17 protein-coding genes and 1 tRNA gene are annotated in these 17,082 nt (G+C 51.7%); 5 read left to right on the forward strand and 13 right to left on the reverse strand.

Translation table 11 applies throughout. The features are described from left to right. Positions 1-103 precede the first annotated feature (103 nt). Entirely contained in the window at positions 104-2,062 is a 1,959-nt protein-coding gene (locus J3P34_RS13275) for a KUP/HAK/KT family potassium transporter (protein WP_210489150.1), read from the forward strand. A gap of 186 nt (positions 2,063-2,248) precedes the next feature. Continuing rightward, the gene (locus J3P34_RS13280; RefSeq protein ID WP_210489151.1) at positions 2,249-2,674 is read left to right on the forward strand and encodes a VOC family protein; all 426 of its coding nucleotides are present in this window, start codon (positions 2,249-2,251) and stop codon (positions 2,672-2,674) included. Between the two features lie 44 nt (positions 2,675-2,718). On the opposite strand, the gene J3P34_RS13285 is transcribed toward J3P34_RS13280, so the two are convergent. The 11 genes from J3P34_RS13285 to J3P34_RS13335 all read right to left on the reverse strand — a co-directional run bounded on the left by J3P34_RS13285 (position 2,719) and on the right by J3P34_RS13335 (position 13,965). Further along, a complete protein-coding gene (locus J3P34_RS13285; RefSeq protein ID WP_210489152.1) occupies positions 2,719-3,120 on the reverse strand; it encodes a GlcG/HbpS family heme-binding protein in 402 nt (133 codons plus the stop codon). A gap of 751 nt (positions 3,121-3,871) precedes the next feature. Continuing rightward, the gene (locus tag J3P34_RS13290; protein WP_210489153.1) at positions 3,872-4,960 is read right to left on the reverse strand and encodes a transporter family protein; all 1,089 of its coding nucleotides are present in this window, start codon (positions 4,958-4,960) and stop codon (positions 3,872-3,874) included. A 1,136-nt stretch (positions 4,961-6,096) separates the two neighbouring features. Next, positions 6,097-6,183, reverse strand: a tRNA-Ser gene (locus tag J3P34_RS13295). Between the two features lie 76 nt (positions 6,184-6,259). Beyond that, positions 6,260-7,333, reverse strand: coding sequence for an asparaginase (locus tag J3P34_RS13300; RefSeq protein WP_210489154.1), 1,074 nt, complete (start codon positions 7,331-7,333; stop codon positions 6,260-6,262). A 1-nt stretch (position 7,334) separates the two neighbouring features. Further along, on the reverse strand, positions 7,335-8,099 hold the full coding sequence (locus tag J3P34_RS13305; protein WP_210489155.1) for a TatD family hydrolase: 765 nt from the start codon (positions 8,097-8,099) through the stop codon (positions 7,335-7,337). A 90-nt stretch (positions 8,100-8,189) separates the two neighbouring features. Next, complete coding sequence (locus J3P34_RS13310) at positions 8,190-9,281, reverse strand: glycosyltransferase (RefSeq protein WP_210489156.1); 1,092 nt, start codon at positions 9,279-9,281, stop codon at positions 8,190-8,192. Positions 9,282-9,284: 3 nt separating this feature from the next. Beyond that, entirely contained in the window at positions 9,285-9,920 is a 636-nt protein-coding gene (locus tag J3P34_RS13315) for a polysaccharide deacetylase family protein (RefSeq protein ID WP_210489157.1), read from the reverse strand. Between the two features lie 233 nt (positions 9,921-10,153). Then, a complete protein-coding gene (locus tag J3P34_RS13320; protein ID WP_210465139.1) occupies positions 10,154-11,377 on the reverse strand; it encodes a PP2C family protein-serine/threonine phosphatase in 1,224 nt (407 codons plus the stop codon). Positions 11,378-11,573: 196 nt separating this feature from the next. Continuing rightward, positions 11,574-11,831: a hypothetical protein gene (locus tag J3P34_RS13325; RefSeq protein ID WP_210489158.1), complete on the reverse strand. Its 258-nt coding sequence runs from the start codon at positions 11,829-11,831 to the stop codon at positions 11,574-11,576. After that, entirely contained in the window at positions 11,828-12,934 is a 1,107-nt protein-coding gene (locus J3P34_RS13330; RefSeq protein ID WP_428480477.1) for a glycosyltransferase family 2 protein, read from the reverse strand. The genes J3P34_RS13325 and J3P34_RS13330 overlap by 4 nt, the downstream gene beginning before the upstream one ends. 20 nt (positions 12,935-12,954) lie before the next feature. Then, positions 12,955-13,965: a lysylphosphatidylglycerol synthase domain-containing protein gene (locus J3P34_RS13335; RefSeq protein ID WP_210489160.1), complete on the reverse strand. Its 1,011-nt coding sequence runs from the start codon at positions 13,963-13,965 to the stop codon at positions 12,955-12,957. Between J3P34_RS13335 and ruvC the strand changes: the two genes are divergently transcribed. Beyond that, the gene (gene ruvC / locus J3P34_RS13340) at positions 13,957-14,529 is read left to right on the forward strand and encodes a crossover junction endodeoxyribonuclease RuvC (protein ID WP_210465143.1); all 573 of its coding nucleotides are present in this window, start codon (positions 13,957-13,959) and stop codon (positions 14,527-14,529) included. The two genes, J3P34_RS13335 and ruvC, sit on opposite strands and share 9 nt — an antisense overlap. Positions 14,530-14,626: 97 nt before the next feature. Here ruvC and J3P34_RS13345 read toward each other — a convergent pair whose 3' ends face one another. Both J3P34_RS13345 and greA read right to left on the reverse strand, forming a co-directional pair. Then, a complete protein-coding gene (locus J3P34_RS13345) occupies positions 14,627-15,037 on the reverse strand; it encodes an HIT family protein (protein ID WP_210489161.1) in 411 nt (136 codons plus the stop codon). Between the two features lie 11 nt (positions 15,038-15,048). After that, positions 15,049-15,522 carry a transcription elongation factor GreA gene (gene greA / locus J3P34_RS13350; RefSeq protein ID WP_210465145.1) on the reverse strand — a complete coding sequence of 158 codons (474 nt, stop codon included), beginning with the start codon at positions 15,520-15,522 and terminating at the stop codon, positions 15,049-15,051. A 267-nt stretch (positions 15,523-15,789) separates the two neighbouring features. On the opposite strand from greA, the gene J3P34_RS13355 reads away from it, so the two are divergent. Both J3P34_RS13355 and J3P34_RS13360 read left to right on the forward strand, forming a co-directional pair. Further along, positions 15,790-16,713 (forward strand): Ppx/GppA phosphatase family protein, encoded by a 924-nt coding sequence (locus tag J3P34_RS13355; protein WP_210465146.1) that lies wholly within the window; start codon positions 15,790-15,792, stop codon positions 16,711-16,713. Between the two features lie 51 nt (positions 16,714-16,764). Then, the gene (locus J3P34_RS13360) at positions 16,765-17,010 is read left to right on the forward strand and encodes a hypothetical protein (RefSeq protein ID WP_210489163.1); all 246 of its coding nucleotides are present in this window, start codon (positions 16,765-16,767) and stop codon (positions 17,008-17,010) included. Positions 17,011-17,082: the final 72 nt, after the last annotated feature.

The following is a 17,082-nucleotide window of genomic DNA, read 5'->3' on the forward strand; positions in this document are numbered from 1 at the left end:
TTCTGCATCTGCAGTGTAATGCCTTCCAGCCTGTCACACGATACCAATTACAGGATTTTCAGTTACATTGCGCAGGATTCAAGGTTTACCTATTTAGAAACAAATGGAGATCAATTCGACCCATTCACATGCCCACAACCGGCTTTCAGTTGGGGGACTGCTCATCGCCCTCGGTATCATCTACGGCGATATCGGCACCTCTCCCCTTTACGTAATGAAAGCCATCATCCTGAGCGGAGGCAACATCATTAACCAGGACCTGGTATACGGGGGCGTTTCCTGCGTCTTCTGGACGATTACCCTGCAAACCTCTGTCAAGTATGTACTCCTGACCCTACAGGCCGATAACAATGGGGAGGGAGGCATCTTCTCTTTGTACACTTTGGTACGTCGCCGGGCCAAATGGCTTATTATCCCGGCCATCATCGGGGGCAGCGCCCTGCTGGCGGACGGCGTGATCACCCCGCCCATCTCGGTTTCCTCCGCCATTGAGGGGCTCCGGATCATCAACCCCGACATCCCTACGGTGCCTATCGTGATCACCATCATCACGCTCCTTTTCGTCGCCCAGAGTTTTGGCACCCAGATCGTGGGCAAAGCCTTTGGCCCGGTCATGTTCATCTGGTTCGCCATGCTGGCCGTGCTGGGAATGCACAGCATCTTCTCTCACCCGGAGGTGCTGCAGGCCGCCAACCCCCTTTACGCCTACCGGCTGCTGGCGGAGTACCCGGGCGGTTTCTGGCTACTGGGGGGTGTGTTCCTCTGCACCACCGGGGCCGAGGCCCTCTACTCAGACCTGGGCCACTGCGGCCGGGACAACATCCGCGTCAGCTGGCTCTTTGTCAAGCTGTGCCTGCTGCTCAACTACTTCGGCCAGGCGGCCTGGCTTATGCAGCACGCCGGGGAATCCGTCTCAGACAAGGTCAATCCTTTCTATGGGCTGATGCCCGATTGGTTTTTGCTAACAGGGATCGGGATCGCCACCCTGGCCGCCATCATCGCCAGTCAGGCCCTGATCACGGGTTCCTTCACCCTTATCGGGGAGGCGATCCGCCTCAACCTCTGGCCCCGAGTGCGCCTGCGCTACCCCACCATGGTGAAGGGGCAACTCTATGTGCCCAGCGTCAACCTGCTGCTCTGGGCAGGCTGCGTGGCCGTGGTGCTCTACTTCCGGGAGTCTGAGAACATGGAGGCCGCCTATGGGCTGGCCATCACGGTCACCATGCTGGCCACCACCGTCCTCATGGTGTATTACCTGAAGCTCAGAAAGGTATCCAAGGTTCTCATCGGGCTTTTCCTGGCAGTCTACTTGACCATTGAGGGCTCTTTCCTGGTGGCCAACCTCATCAAGTTCCCGCACGGCGGCTGGGTGTCGGTAGCCATCTGCATGGCTCTGGTGACGGTGATGTATATTTGGCTGCGGGCTTTCTTCATCAAACGGCGGCTCACTGACGAGGTGCCCCTGGACAGGTACGTAGACGCCCTCAAGGAACTGAGTGAGGACCAATCCATTCCCAAGTACGCCACGCACCTGATCTACATGACCGGGGCCGAGCGGAGGAACTACATCGAATCCAAGGTCATCTACTCCATCTTCCAGAAGCGGCCCAAGCGGGCGGACATCTACTGGTTTTTGCACGTCTACACCACCGATGAGCCCTACACCATGGAGTACAAGGTCCACCACATCGTCCCCAATGACGTGATTAAGGTAGACTTCCGGCTTGGCTTCAGGGTGGAGCAGCGCATCAACCTCTATTTCCGGAAGGTGGTGGAGAACCTGGTGGAGAACAAAGAGGTGGACATCACGAGCCGCTACGAGTCGCTGAGCAAGCAGAAAGCGGTGGGCGACTTCCGGTTCGTGGTGCTGGAGAAATACCTGTCTCCGGAAAATGATCTGCCTTGGCAGGAGAACCTGGTCATGCGGGCACACTACAACATCAAGGATCTGACTGCCTCTGAGGACAAGTGGTTCGGGCTGGACACCAGCTCCGTGAAGGTGGAGAAGGTGCCGCTCATTATCAACCCGGTGAAAGAGATAGAGTTGAAGCGGGTGATTTGAGCGAAACCCGACCAATAAGCCCCTTTCAGTCAGCCGCTTAGAACCGGAAAGAGACTACCTAATGTGATTCTTTATCCCCAGGCAGATGAAAAGGGCAATCTTGTTAACTTCAGCCTTGCGGCCTCCTTCTGTTCGGGATTCGCATGCATGGCATTGATCTAAAACCAACCTAACCAGCAAGAAACAATGAAAAAAGTAACAGGTATCGGCGGTATTTTCTTTAAATGCAAAGACCCCGAAAAAATGAGGGAGTGGTACCAGGAGCATCTTGGCCTGAACACCAGCCAATACGGGGCGGTCTTTGAGTGGCGCCAGGGCGCGGACAGCACCAAGAAGGGGTTCACGACCTGGAGTCCCTTCAAGGAGACGACGAAGTACTTTGAGCCTTCCGCCAACGATTTCATGGTAAACTACCGGGTGGCTGATTTGGAGGCCTTGGTGGAGGAACTGAAGAAAGCCGGCGTCACTATAGTGGACCAGATTGAGACCTACGATTACGGCAAGTTCGTGCATATCCTCGATGCGGAGGGGAACAAGGTGGAGCTGTGGGAGCCGAATGATGTGGAGTACGAAAAGCTGGGAGAGCAGCTCAACAGCCCAACAACGAAGTAACACACCTTGGTGCCTAGCTACCCGGTACTGACCCTTACCAGTAGCTAGGCCATGGCATTTATCCCCGCCAGCGCCACCGTATGGTCGTTCTCCACCGTGCTGCCAGACACCCCGATGGCGCCGATGACCTCACCGTTGCTACCCAGGATCGGGAGTCCGCCCGGGAAGGTAATGAGCCCGCCATTGGAGTGCTCTATGTTGTAGAGGGGGCCTCCGGGCTGCGAGGCCTGGCCCAGGTTGCCGGTGGGCATGTCAAAGAGGCGGGCCGTCCTGGCCTTCCGGATGGCGATGTCTATGGAACCCAGCCAAGCCCCATCCATGCGGGCGAAGGCTGTCAGGTTGGCCCCTGCGTCTACCACCGCGACGTTCATCTTCAGGTTCAGTTCCCTGGACTTCTCCAAGGCCGCCTGGACTACCCTTTCTGCTTGTTCTAGTGTGATTCCCATTTGGTTTGCTTTAAGGTTTCATGGAGGGTTTAAACTTCGTCAGTTAAACAAAAGGCACAGGTAACGGCCTTATTCCCTGGGAATTACAGACGCCGCTTCAGACAAGCCACATCTGCGCCGGGTAAGATTGGTCCCATTTCTGATTAGGCTGATCTGAAGGTGAGAGTGGCAGGTTAAGCCAATCATCAGGCAAAAGGAGGAGTCTGGCCAATCGCCCAAGGGTAAGCCCCGCCGGAGAATCCCTCCGCCTCGTGTCTGGGCTCTGCATGATTCCGCAGCAGGCCTTTAGCTAATATAGCCACAAAACAGTTGGATTCAAACCACTAATCTATGTCACCCGTATCTGCACTTCTGTTAACTAAAATCACGAGGGGACCTGATTTAACATTACGGCTTTTGCTTGAGAGATGCACTAAGTTTCATGCTCTCATAGGCCATGCCTTTATCTTCGACTTGTCTGCGGGTAGGCAAAAAAACCATACCTGACGAAAACAAACCCATAATGTCAGACCCAGAAGGTTTCCATCAGGCGAACATACCCCGACCCTTTAAATACAAGCCCCCAGTACGTATACCCCTCTTCCCGATTTCCTTCCAGGTTGCTTGCTCTTTCTCTTAACATAAGAACCATTTATAGGCTCGGTGGGAACCTCTGTTGGCTTTGATATCCCTCTATTGGAACAAGGAAGGTACCCCATCTTGGGGAGCCTTTTTGCCTGGGGCAGATGAACTGCAACTGTTGGCTAATAACTCATAATTTTAGGGAGAAGCCGACATTGACGGCATAATCAGAGAAAGCTGCGTCGCCATGCGTGTAGTTGCCAGTTTGGGTAGTAACTTCCTTGTCCGTCACGCTTTGCAGACGGTCCCGCTTAAAGGCAACAGGTACGGTTGCAAAGAAATTGAGCTTGTTGATTTGGTAGCTTACGCCCGGCTCAACTGACTGCACGTAGCCTGGACGGCGGAAACCTTTGCTGCTGCCGAAGACATCTTCCACCGGCACGCCTTCCATTCTGGCGCCGACAGAGGCGACCACTCCATGAAGCTTTCCTGTGAAACTGTGGCTCACGCCTAACCTTACCATATATTGATCCGGCACACTAGTAATGGACTCGTTGGCACGCAAAGGAGAAAGTGTTTCGCGGAAGGTGCGCGTTCCGTTCTCGCCTCTCGGGTTGAAGAGGTAATACACATTGCCGTAGGCGCTGAAGTTGCTGCCCAGCAAGTAGTATCCGTTTACCTCCGTGATAGCGCCTACACCGCCATCCCCTAGTTGTATCGACTGGTCAACAGGCCGTACTTCTTCACCTCCGTCACGACCTACGTTGTAAAAAGTGTCTTTATAGTTGTAGTTGCCTGTTGGTAGCTTCACACCCAGGCCTAGTTGCAGGTTGCCTTTTGAAGCTTTCTGAGGGTCAAGCATCCATCTGTAAGCTGTAACTCTCGCGTCGCCAATACCTGCCGAGTTGGTGTTGTGCCTTTCAGTTCTTCCATGCTCATAAAGTGATGACCGCTCGTTGGCCAACAATGGAAGGCCAACGCTCATGGACCACCTGGTGTTAAAGTGACGAATCAAGGAAACGTCTAAACTGTGCTGCCAGTTGATGACTTCAGTGTTCTGCTCTAGGCGCTCCTTCTGTTCCTCATCACCTTTGAAGTGCCGAAACGACTTGAAATAACGATGAGCAACGTTTAGCTGCCACTTGGACTCTGCTTCTTTTCTAGGATGTTCCATAGAGCAAGACATCATTCCGTTACTCCTGATGGCCACACAGCCCTGTGCGTTAGACTGGCTATAGCAGGCTAAACAAACGGCGACTGAAAGTAAAATTTTCTTCATAGGAGAGCGTTGAATTGACAGATCAACAGTTTGTAAGTCAGGATTATAACCTTGTATTAAGGTGGTAGGTTGAATCAGATTGAAAGATATGGGTTTTGATCATATTATGACAATATAGTGTGAAACATATTTATACTATAATGAGAAGTTATGGTGGCAAGAACCTAGCAGCTTTCTCCCGCTGTATCGCTTAGAGCCGATTATAGAGTTTTCTTTTTATTGGGGTAGAGCAACTAATTACTGCAGAGGGAAAGATTGTCAGAAATCAAATAGTGTACGTATATATGTACGTAATAAGAAATGCCTATAAGCTGTTATCTTACAGGCATTTCTAGATCAAACTGTGGTCACGTAGGTACTGTTCCGTTTGGGCAGGGACGCCATGGATGTGCGGAGCCTCATCCTGGAACTGGCGGAGCACGGGGTCTGCACTCAAGTGGTGAACCGAAACCTGCGCTCGCTGGACAAACGCAGGAGGAAGGACTAAGTCACTATGATGGTGCTAGGCATCCTGACTGACCTGGCCGAGATGGAGCGGGAGACAACGGTGGAGCGGATCGTCTCGGGCCAACGGTAAGCCTAGCGACAGGGTAGCAACCATCTCCGAGGTGTATCTGTTGGATCAGACTCATTTTTAGGGATCTTTCTATTGGCACTGCAAAGGCAGGGGTTAACTCCAATTGGTACTTGCTGAAAGTCCTAAGTCGCGGTTTATTGGGGAACACACTCCTGCCTACAAGATAAAAGCTACCGGGGCATAACCCTATATTGCGTCAAAATGGAAGATGCGTAGAAAATTACGCACCCTAAGACATGGCTCTCAAAGGGATGAAATGAAGCAGGGAAGCAAAGGTTGTACGTGTATGCGTACGCAGTAAAAAGAAAACGCCTGGAAGAGAATGTCTGGCAGGCGTTTTTAATTATAACTGTGGTAAAAAGAAGCTGAACACCAATGTCGTCCTCCAAGAGCTACTACTTTCTTTGAAGAACTAAGACTAGCCAGCCGTGAGGTTGTTATGTTCTAATAAATAAAGAGATACAAGCACCTGACTGGGTCCAGAAGTGCCAGATATATGTCTGAACTAAAACTAAAAGCCCTGTAAGTTATTACTTACAGGGCTTTTGCAATTTTTCAGCGGAGAGGGAGGGATTCGAACCCTCGATACCGTTACCAGTATACACACTTTCCAGGCGTGCTCGTTCGACCACTCTGACACCTCTCCGTGATCTTCAAATTTCGGAATGCAAAGAAAGGCAGAAGCAACGGTAATTGCAAACCTTAAGCATTCAATTTTTACATTATATGCGGCAAGTCATTTCGCCGCGCAGGTTTTGGGCAAGCATGCAGGCTTTCTCCTGCTGGGAGATATCCTGGGCCAACACGAACATGAGTTTTGTAACGGCAGCTTCGGTACTCATATCTGAGCCACTAATTACCCCCATTTCTTTCAGGTAGACGCTTGTCTCGTATTGCCCCTGGTGCACCTCCCCTTCCTCGCACTGCGACACATTCAGAATTGTGATTCCGCGGTCTACGGCCTCGCGCAAAAGTTTGAGGAACCAGGGATACGTAGGCGCATTGCCGGCCCCGAAGGTCTCCAACACCAACCCTTGCAACCCCTCTGATTTCAGGATGGCCTCTACCAGCGCTTTATTAAGGCCAGGAAATAACTTTAAGACCGCCACTCGGCTTTCCAGCTCCTGGTAAACCTTGAGCGGTTCTGCTGGGGGCGGCAGAATCACTGATCTGTTAAATTCAATGTCAATGCCAGCCTTGGCCAACTGCGGGTATTTACCAGAATGGAAGGCGTTGAAGTGCCGGCTTTCTACTTTGGTAGATCGGTTGCCGCGCAGCAAAAGGGTATTGAAAAAGATGGATACTTCCGGCACTACCGGTTTACCGGAACGCTGGGCCGAGGCAATTTCCAGGGCAGTGATCAGGTTACGGCGGGCATCGGTACGCATCCGCCCGATGGGAACCTGGGCACCCGTGAAGATGACCGGTTTACTTAGGTTCTCCAGCAGAAAACTCAGCGCCGAGGCGCTGTAAGCCATGGTATCTGTGCCGTGCAGGATCACGAAGCCGTCATAGTCCTGGTAATTCACCTGAATGATCTGCGCCAGCTTGATCCAGTGCTCCACCTCAATATTGGAAGAGTCAATGGGCGGATCCAGGCTGAGGACCGTGAGCATCACCTTGAACTGGCGCATCTCGGGCACCCGGTGAATCACTTCGCTGAAATCAAAAGGGACTAAGTGCTGGTCGTCTTTGTCAGAGACCATACCTATGGTACCACCGGTGTAAATAAGCAAAATGGAAGCCTCTGGATCACGAGGAGCCGCCGTATTGATATTTACCTTTAAAAACTTCATACTATCTGGCAAAGAGGCGTTGCGCGTTGGCCGTAGTGCCCGCCGCTACCTCGTCTAGGGTCAAGGACTTGATTTCTGAAACCCGGTGCGCCACAAAAGGAAGGTAAGAGGGCTCGTTTCTTTTGCCACGTTTGGGTACGGGTGCAAGATACGGACTGTCTGTTTCCAATACTAAGTGTTTTAGATCAATTGCCCTTAAAACCGGTTCAAGTCCGCCGTTCTTAAAAGTACTTACGCCGCCAATGCCCAACATAAAGTTCTGGTCAACTGCAGCTTCCGCCTCTTCCACCGTACCGGAAAAACAATGAAAAATTCCTCTCAGGGTACCGTCCTGTTGTTCCCTTATGATCTCCAGCGTATCCTGGAAAGCATCGCGGGTATGCAGCACAATGGGAATCTGGTACTTTTTGGCCCATCCGCACTGAATGCGTAAGGCTTCTTTCTGCTCCGGCACAAAGGTTTTGTCCCAATAATAATCAAGGCCGGCCTCCCCTACTCCCTTGAAAGAACGTTTCTCAAACCAGGTTTCCATCTGGGTCAGCACCTCACGGTAATCCTGGAATACGTGGCAAGGGTGCAGGCCCATCAAAGAATGGCACCAGGGGTGTCGCTCCTCTATCTGGAGCATGGTCTCAATGGAGGCCAGGTCTATGTTGGGCATGTACACCTCGGACACATGGGCCTCCTGGGCGCGCTGCAGCATCTCTTCCCGGTCCTGGGCGAACTCAGGGGAGAATACATGCGCATGGGAATCTATATACATCATGGAAAATATTCTTCTTCAACTGATTTAGTCCTGTTTTCAGGAAACTAGGGCTAAAACGACAAAGTTAAACAATTCTAAGCGCCGTATTGGTCAATATAACCGGCCCTTCCACCTGATTTTGAACGGCAAAAAGAAGAGAACCAACAGCACCACGGTGGTCAGGAGCAGGTAAATCTCCAGGAGGAGCAGATACGTCCATTTAATGTTCCGCCCGATATAGGTCACGCACCTATCCACGAACAGGCTTTGCAGCAGCACTTTCGCTAAAAAAACCAGGACCCAGGCCCCTATGGAAGTATGGGTGAACAAGGGCAGCCACACGGGGTAAAAAGAAGAGTGGATCACAAACAACAACAGCATGTACCAGGGCAGGTGCACTGATCCGCGCATCCAGCGGCGGCGCTGCTGCAGCAGCGAAAGGACATTGGGGGCAGGCTGGGAAATGGCCAGCACCTCGGGGTCATAGACGTTGGCAGATTTGTAGCCTTTGGCCAGCACCTGCTTAAAGAGCTGCACATCCTCGGTGATGGAAAAGGGAATGGATTCAAACCCTCCTACCGCCTCATAGGCCTCGCGGGTCACCAGCATGTTGTTGCCCATGGTAGAAACCGGCAAATTTCTATCAGCGACTACCTGCATAAGCCCCAGGTTGTAGAGCCAGTCCAGGGCTTGGAGCCGGTTAAAAAGTCCTTTGCTTTTGGTGGTAGTGATGCCGGTTACAATGCCCGTTTTGGGTGTAAGATGCCGCAACATGGTCTCTACCCAGCGCGGGGGCACCTCAATGTCGGCATCGGTGATGAAGAAGATGTCTGACGTGGCCAGTTGGGCCAGTTGCGCCAGCACGTTGGCTTTGCCTTTGGTGCCCTGGATGTCATGGATAATGCCGTGGCAGGAAACGTACGGATGGTTCTGCTGATAATCCAGCACCAGTTGCCGGGTTCTATCAGTGGAGCGGTCATCACCCACCAGCACCTCCAGTTTGTCTTTGGGGTAACGGAGCCGGTCAATAGCCTCCAGGCAAGCAATAATTTGTTCTTCCTCGTTACGCGCCGCGATGAGGATGCTTATCTTAGGATAACTGCCCAACGACGGCACCGCTTTGGGTTTTCTACGCCACCAAAGCCAGAGCAGCCCCAGGAAAAGGAGGAAATAGAAGGTTAAAAAACCAAAGGAAAAAACCATCGGTTATAAGGTTTTGAAAGAATAGCCCAGCCCAGAGAAGTGGCGCAGCAACCGGGGCAAAACAAACCGCAGATTCCGCTCGGCTTTGAGGCTGTCGTGCATCACCACCACAGATCCCGGACCGGTGATGGAAATGGCTTTGTCCAGACATTTCTCCGGCGCCAGCGAAGCATCAAAATCATAGGTGAGCGTGCTCCACATGACCACCTGGTACTCTGGTGCAAGCATACGCAGATGCCGCCAGGTCAGTTGGCCGTGCGGCGGCCGAAACAGTTTTTTACCGACGGGTTTAGGGCCTATTTTCTCCAAAACAGCCTGACACAGCACTACCTGGTCCCGATACGCGGCCGGCGTGTAATTCCAGGCTTTGACGTGCTGCTGGGTGTGGTTGGCCAGCACGTGTCCCTGCGCTAAAACTTCCTGCGCGATTTCTGGGTGGCGCTCCAGGTTTTCACCTACGCAGAAGAAAGTAGCCTTGGCATTGAAAGCGGCCAGCTGCTCCAGAACAAAAGGTGTTACCTCAGGAATGGGCCCGTCATCAAAAGTGAGGAAAATGGTTTTACCAGAAACGGGGCGCCTCCACCAAACTTTCGGGAACAGCCAGGGCAAAACGGGTGGAGTTCTATAGAAGCGCAGCACGTGGTAGCGTTAGTTTTCTGTTATATTCCGGAAAGGTAACCTGTAAACGAATGCCGGGAAATCCGGTGAATACTTCAGTTGTTAAAAGCTAAATCACCCCTGCTTTCCAGACTTAAGTAAGCTTTTGTTTTCAGGCCTGTTTTTAAAAAAACGACCCTAAAATACCAACGCGCCTGCACTTACCCGGTTTAAACTTTTACTTACAAGCAAACACCTAAACCATTCAAATTTTGCTATTTAAACCGACAGGAAAGCAACGTGATATCATCATTGAAGGAGGTACCGCTGTTGTAAGTGTTCACTTCCTGCAGCAGCTGCCGGTGAATGTTTTTGGAGCTCACGTAACGACAGTTCTGCAGCACTTTGATGGTGTTCTCAATCCCGAATTCGTCTTCCTCCTGGTTGAACACCTCGGTGAGGCCATCAGTGTAGCAGAGCACCAGAGAGTTGTGCGGCACGTGCACAGTGGTTACCGGCAGAAACGGCAACTCATCAAAAATCCCCAGCATGGTACAGCCTTCCTCCAGCAAACGGTAGGTGTTGTCCTCGTAAAGCAGGATAGACGCATTGTGGCCGGCATTCACGTAACTGAGCTCGCGGGTGGTGCGGTTATAGATGGCGAGAAAACAGGTGATGAACTTCTCGGCGATCGCATTGCGGTAGATGAGGTCGTTCAGCTCGCTCACGATGGTGCTGAGGTTGGTGGTCTGCCGCAGAATGGTGCGCAGGCCCGCCTGGAAATTGGACATCAGCAACGAGGCCGGCACCCCTTTCCCCGATACGTCGGCCACACAGAAAAGAAACTGGTCTTTGTCAATGGGAACGAAGTCATAGTAGTCGCCCCCGATGGAAGAATGCGGGATGTAGGTGGCGTGGATGGCTACATCCTGGTTGTTGGGCAGCGATTTAGGGAAGAGCATGTTCTGCACCTCCCGGGCAATCTCTATCTCCTTGCGCATGGCTTCCTGGGTAAGGCGGTGCCGCTCCAGGCGCCGGTTTTCCATGGCCACCAGAATGATGTTGCTGAGCGTCTGCACAAAACTCAAGGCGCCCAAAGTGGTATAGTAGGCATTCACGTTCCCGATCATGACAAACGCCAGAATACGGTTGTTGTGCATGATGGGAATAACGGTCTCAAAGTCGTGCCAGCGGCGGTCAATGTCCAGTTTGGCCAAAGAGGTGATTTCCCGCAGGTCGGTGATCTCCTCGGGCAAGGCCATCTCCCTGAAATTATGCTGCGTCCCGAAACTCACTTTGCACTCCCACTCCTCGTCCAGCAGGAAAAGAGAAAGGCGCCGGATATTCAGCTGCGCGAGCAAAGTGAAATGGTAGATTTTGTACAGCGCCTCCTCGGGTAGGTTGTTGTTAATGGCCTTGGTGATTTCCAACAGGGCAGCCAGTTCCAACTTCTTCAGGTTCAATTCCTGCTCAACTGTAGGAAAATTCAATTCAGACATCTGTTCTAGACATTATCGGTCTCTCTGCTTTGCAAAACCTAGGCAAGTTACAACACCCGCTTCAGATACTTAACGCAGAGACTGTAGATTCATTTTTAGCCCCTTGGGTTTTCACTTGCCGGCGGCTCATTTGGCAAGCGCTGTTTTCAGTTTTGGGCACAGTTTAAAGGAAACAGGCCAAAACCGGATTTGTTTTCTACCTTGAATTATGGGTAAGCAAACCTTCTTTGGTAGCCAGGAAAAAGTAACGGTGCCCTTCCCGCGTAAAATGGTCCGGATCAAAGGGAACCTCCGTATCCTGATCGGGGAAAAGGCACTTGATGTAGTTCATACTGATCAGCCCCCGCAGCGCCTCGCGCAATTCAGGCTCGGGCAGACCCAGTTCCTGCTGCAAGGCCTCAAAAGAGGTCACAAAGTAAAGCTCATCTATGATATTGAATTCCTGGTCTGTCATGCGGTTCTCAGTTGGCGGCCTTTCCAATGGTACTTTCCCCGGAGGCCCAAAATAGCCGTTAAAACGATGTAGGGAACGTACACCAGTTGTAGCAGCCACAGCAACGAAAGTAACCGCTTTTTACCAAATAAGCCTAGCACCTGCTGCAAAAGTAAGGCATCTGGGACGATTTTTGTGGTAAGTACGATGCCTCCCAGCCACCACGGCCAGTAATTAAACACCGCCCCGAGTAAAACCACCAGCACCGATACATTTGCCCCCAGCACCACCACCGCCAACACCTGCGAAGACCAGGATTGGTAATATTTCCATTTACTGGCCCACCTCACCCGCTGGTGCAGAAACTTGCTGACCGTAGCCGCCGGCGGCGTCTGCACTACGGCTTCACCGGACTTCGCGAAGGCAATCTGTCCCGGGTACTTTTGATGGATCTTATGCAGCAGGAACTCATCATCACCGGAGGGTACCTGTTCATTTCCCTGGAAGCCATTCACCGCAAAAAAAGCGGCTTTCTCGTAGGCCAGGTTGGCGCCGTTGCACATGGTGGGTTTCTGCACCGCAATAGACGCTGCTCCTACCCCTATCAGCGCCGAGAACTCCAAAGCCTGCAGTTGTTGCCATAAGGTTTGGGTAGGCGCATACATTACCGGTCCGCTGATCATCTTAGGGTTTTCAGACTGCCTGATCTGGTTGAACGTCTGCAGCCAATGCGGCGAGAGCCGGCAATCACCATCCGTGCAGGCAATCCAATCGCCTTGGGCGTGCCGGATGCCTATTTCCACGGCGGCCTTTTTCTGCCTCTTTCCCGGGAAATCGGCTAAAAACAGTAACGTAAGAGACATACTGGTCTGGGCCTGGAACTGCCTCACCAACTCCGGGGTGGCGTCTTCTGAGTGGTCATCCACCACAATGACTTCAAAATGGGAAGCGAGGTATTGCTGCCGCTCCAGATCCTGAAGTAGGGAGATGATGTTCTGGGCCTCGTTCCGTACGGGGATGATCACGGAGAAAAAAGCCGGGGGAGTATCGGGAGAAATCTGAGGAACGGGAATTTTCTTCCAAGCTATCCAACCACGTAAGATTGCCGCGGCGTACGCGCTCACCAATAAAAGTGCCAGCAGTATCAACGGGAATTGGAGAGTTTAAGCGGCAGCACAAAGATGAGCCCCAACGCACTGGGGATGGCGATGTTCAGGGTCCACAGAGAAAGGCTGGCACCCAGCACCAGGAGTTGATCCTGCCCCATGAGCCCGAAGAAGTGCATGGCCGAAAGCTCCCGCATGCCAATGTCGGCCAAGGCGTTAATAGAAGGCACTGCCGATTTCATCAGAAACGTGCCCGAAACACCCCACACGTATTCCTCTACCGAAAGATGCACCCCAAAGGCCCATAGCAGAGAAATGAACTGCACCATGAACACCAGGTATCGGGCTCCAGAAATAAGCAGGGTTTTGGTCAGCTCAGCAGAAGAATATGTGCCAATGACAGAGAAATAATGTACCCAGCGCCGCAGAAAACCTACCCGCTCCAGCAACCCAATGGCCCACTGGAAACTGAACAGCAAGGCCAGCGCCCAGCCGTTCACCAGCAACAGCGCCAGCAACACAGAAAAGCCTACCGGCGAGGCCAGCGGCACATAGTACTTGAACACGAAATAAGCGATAGCCCCGGAACCCATGAGCACCGTAGCGAACAGCTGGCACAAGCGTCCCAACAGAATGGCCCCGATGGCATCGGCCCGGCCTTTCCGGTGCATGGTAAGAATACGGCCGGCGTAGTCTCCCATGCGGTTAGGCGTCACAAAGCCCAAGGTAAGACCCACCAGTACCGCCCGGTAAGCTTTAAGGAAGGATATTTTCTCGAATTTCTGGGAGAGGAACTGCCATTTAGAGGCTTCCACGCCCCAGTTCACCGGCAGCAGCACGGCAGCAAGGAATAAGGCCGTGCTTCTGGTGTCCCAGATTTGCCTGAGAGTTTGGAAAGAGAAGACACTGTGGGAACTGGCTTCCAGAATGGCTTGTCGTAAGTAGTAAAGCGTTAATCCAAAAACAACCAGCTTGCCCAGCCCCACCAAAAGACGCCGTGATACCAGCACTTTGCCGGATTGTTTGTAATTTTGCACTTCATGATTCATTCTACCGCAGTACTTCCCAATAATAAGTTAATCTTAGGCGTAGACCCGGGCACCAACGTGATGGGCTACGGCCTCATTGAAGTGAACGGCTCCAAAGTGACGGTGCTTCAGTACGGCGTGCTTCAGCTTAAAAGTTACGCCAACCATGCCGTAAAGCTGAAAAAGATCTACGACAGCACCCTGCGCCTGATCACTGAATACCTCCCTGATGAAATGGCCATTGAGGCGCCGTTCTTCGGGACTAACGTGCAGTCCATGCTAAAGTTGGGCCGCGCTCAGGGAGTGGCTATCGCCGCCGCTCTCTCCCGCGACATCCCTTATGTGGAATACGCCCCAAAGAAAATAAAACAATCTGTGACCGGCAATGGTAACGCCTCCAAAGAGCAGGTGGCCGCCATGCTGCTGCAGATCCTCAAGATAAAGGAAGCCCCAAAATTCCTGGATGCTACCGATGCCCTGGCCGTGGCCCTCTGTCACCACTACTCCCAAGGCGCCAACCAGAAAGCCGGCGGTAAATCCTGGAAAGCCTTCCTCACCGAAAACCCTGACCGGATGGCCAAATAGCCGCTGGTTCATTTATACCCTAAAAATACATCAGCCGTTTAGAGCCCCTTTTACTAAAAGAGCCTCTAAACGGCTGATTCATTTTATGAAGCTACAATTAGCTTCCTGCTTCAGTTTTAAGTGCCTGCCTGATTTTACCGGCGATCTCCTCCATCTCTGTGGCCTCTAGTTTGAGTTTGGGGTGGCTGAAGTTCATGTCTGAAATCTGGTTGATAGGCACCAGGTGCACGTGGGCGTGCGGAACCTCCAAACCAATCACAGTTACGCCTATTTTGGTGCACGGAATGGCTTTCTTCAAACCGATGGCTACTTTCTGGGCAAACTTATGCAGATCGGCCAGGGCCTCTGGGTCCATGTCAAAGATGTAGTCAACGGGTTCTTTGGGGATGACCAGCGTGTGGCCTTTCACCAAGGGGAACACGTCCAGAAACGCCAGAAAACGATCGTCTTCCAGAACCTTGTAGGCCTGAATTTCGCCCCTGATGATCTTAGAGAAAATGGTTTCCATAGCCCTTCTGATTAGCGCGAAATCTCCAGAATCTCGAACCGCAGTTTACCGGCCGGAACGGTGATCTCAGCAATCTCCCCTACCGATTTGCCCAGCAAGCCTTTCCCGATGGGTGACTTCACGGAAATTTTGCCCGCTGCCAGGTTAGCCTCTTCTTCGGCTACCAGGGTGTAGAGCATTTCCATGTTGTTGTTCAGGTTCTTGAGCTTCACTTTAGAAAGGATCAGCGCCTTGGAAAGGTCAAGGTTAGACTCGTCAATAAGACGGGCATTGCCTAATACTTCCTCCAGTTTGGATATCTTCAGTTCCAGGTGCCCTTGCGCATCCTTGGCCGCGTCATATTCAGCGTTCTCACTCAGGTCCCCTTTGTCACGGGCTTCCGCCAACTGGCGCGCCACATCGGCCCGGCCTTTTGTCTTCAGTTCATGTAACTCTTCCTTGAGCTTCTGCAATCCTTCTGGGGTGTAGTAAGATACTGTTGCCATATTTTTAATGGGTTAGTACAATGGTTAAAAAAGAAGAACGGCCTTCCTGTCTGGAGACCGTTCTTATGCTAAGGTATCACATTTTTTCCAAACTACATGCATCTCAACCATAATTTTGCTCCCAAACTACGTCTGCTTGAACCCTCCTTTTAAGCAATTCCACACCTAATTTCCCCAGGCGTTTTTTACCTGTTTTGAAAGAAATCTGCTAAAAACCCTGCCTAGTTTGTAACAAAATTTGACTTTTGGGCCTATGTTTACAATCATATGTCAGAAGCCACAGAACCATTTCTAAAACTGGCCGCCATAGATATAGGGTCTAACGCGGTCAGATGCCAGATATCCAACGTCTTCCGATTTGAAGACCACACCCTCTTTAAGCGGGTAGAGTACATCCGGTACCCCATGCGTCTGGGGGAGGATGTTTTCGCCAAGGGCATCATCACCCGGCCTAAAGCCGAGAAGTTCATGAAGCTCCTTCACGGCCTCTCCCTCATCATGCAGGTGCACGAGGTGCAGGATTTTATGATTTGCGCCACCTCTGCCATGCGTACGGCCGCCAACGCCCAGGAAATCATTGATGAGATTCATGATAAACTGGGCCTGCACATCCAGGTCATTGACGGTACCACCGAGGCCGACCTCATCAACATGGTGATCAGGCAGCAGCTGGACGACCGCAATTACCTGCACATTGACGTGGGCGGCGGCTCCACGGAGTTCAACATCTACGTGAACCGTATGAAGGTGGCCTCGCAGTCATTTGAGCAGGGCTCCATCCGGCACATGCAGGGCGAGGACTCCCTGGAGATCTGGCAAGCCATGCAGGCCTGGGTGACCGAGAAGGCGCGCATGCACCATGTGCACCACGCCATTGGTACCGGGGGTAACATCAACAAGATCTATGACATGGCCAAGCTGGCGGGTAAACCCATTCTGCGGGATCAAATTGAAGCCATTGTGCAGGAGATTGCCAGCTACTCTATGGAAGAGCGGGTGAAGGTGCTCCTCCTCAATGCTGACCGCGCCGATGTGATTGTTCCGGCCGCCGAAATCTACCTATCGGCCATGAACTGGGCTAACCTAGAAAATATGCTGGTGCCGCAGGTGGGCTTGAAAGACGGTATGCTGCAGTCTCTGTACGAGCGCCACCAAGGCGCCACCCAGCACCATTTCAAGCTCGATTTTTAAAAACCAAGGCTGAAGCAGAGTAACATAAGTAACTATTCAAAATGTAAAACAATGCTTTCTGAGGATAGAATAGTTATTGCCAGCGATGTCAACCCGAGAGATGGAATAGGTGTTGAAATCTTCAGGAAAAATGAGCTTGTAGTAGAAATCTTTAGAGACGACACCGAGAAAACAAGAACAATAACTGTGTTTAAAGAAAATATATCTTTAGAGTTGTTGGAAGAAAGCATTGCAATTTTCAAAAAGGAAATTCCATGGGTATTCATTGATTATGATAAACTGGGTCAAAGAAATTAAAACCCAATAATACCACTAAAAAGAGGAGGGGCTGTCATTATAACATGACAGCCCCTCCTCTTTTATATAGAA

The organism is Rufibacter aurantiacus (assembly GCF_017916345.1).
In the GTDB taxonomy this organism is placed as follows: Bacteria; Bacteroidota; Bacteroidia; order Cytophagales; family Hymenobacteraceae; genus Nibribacter; species Nibribacter roseolus.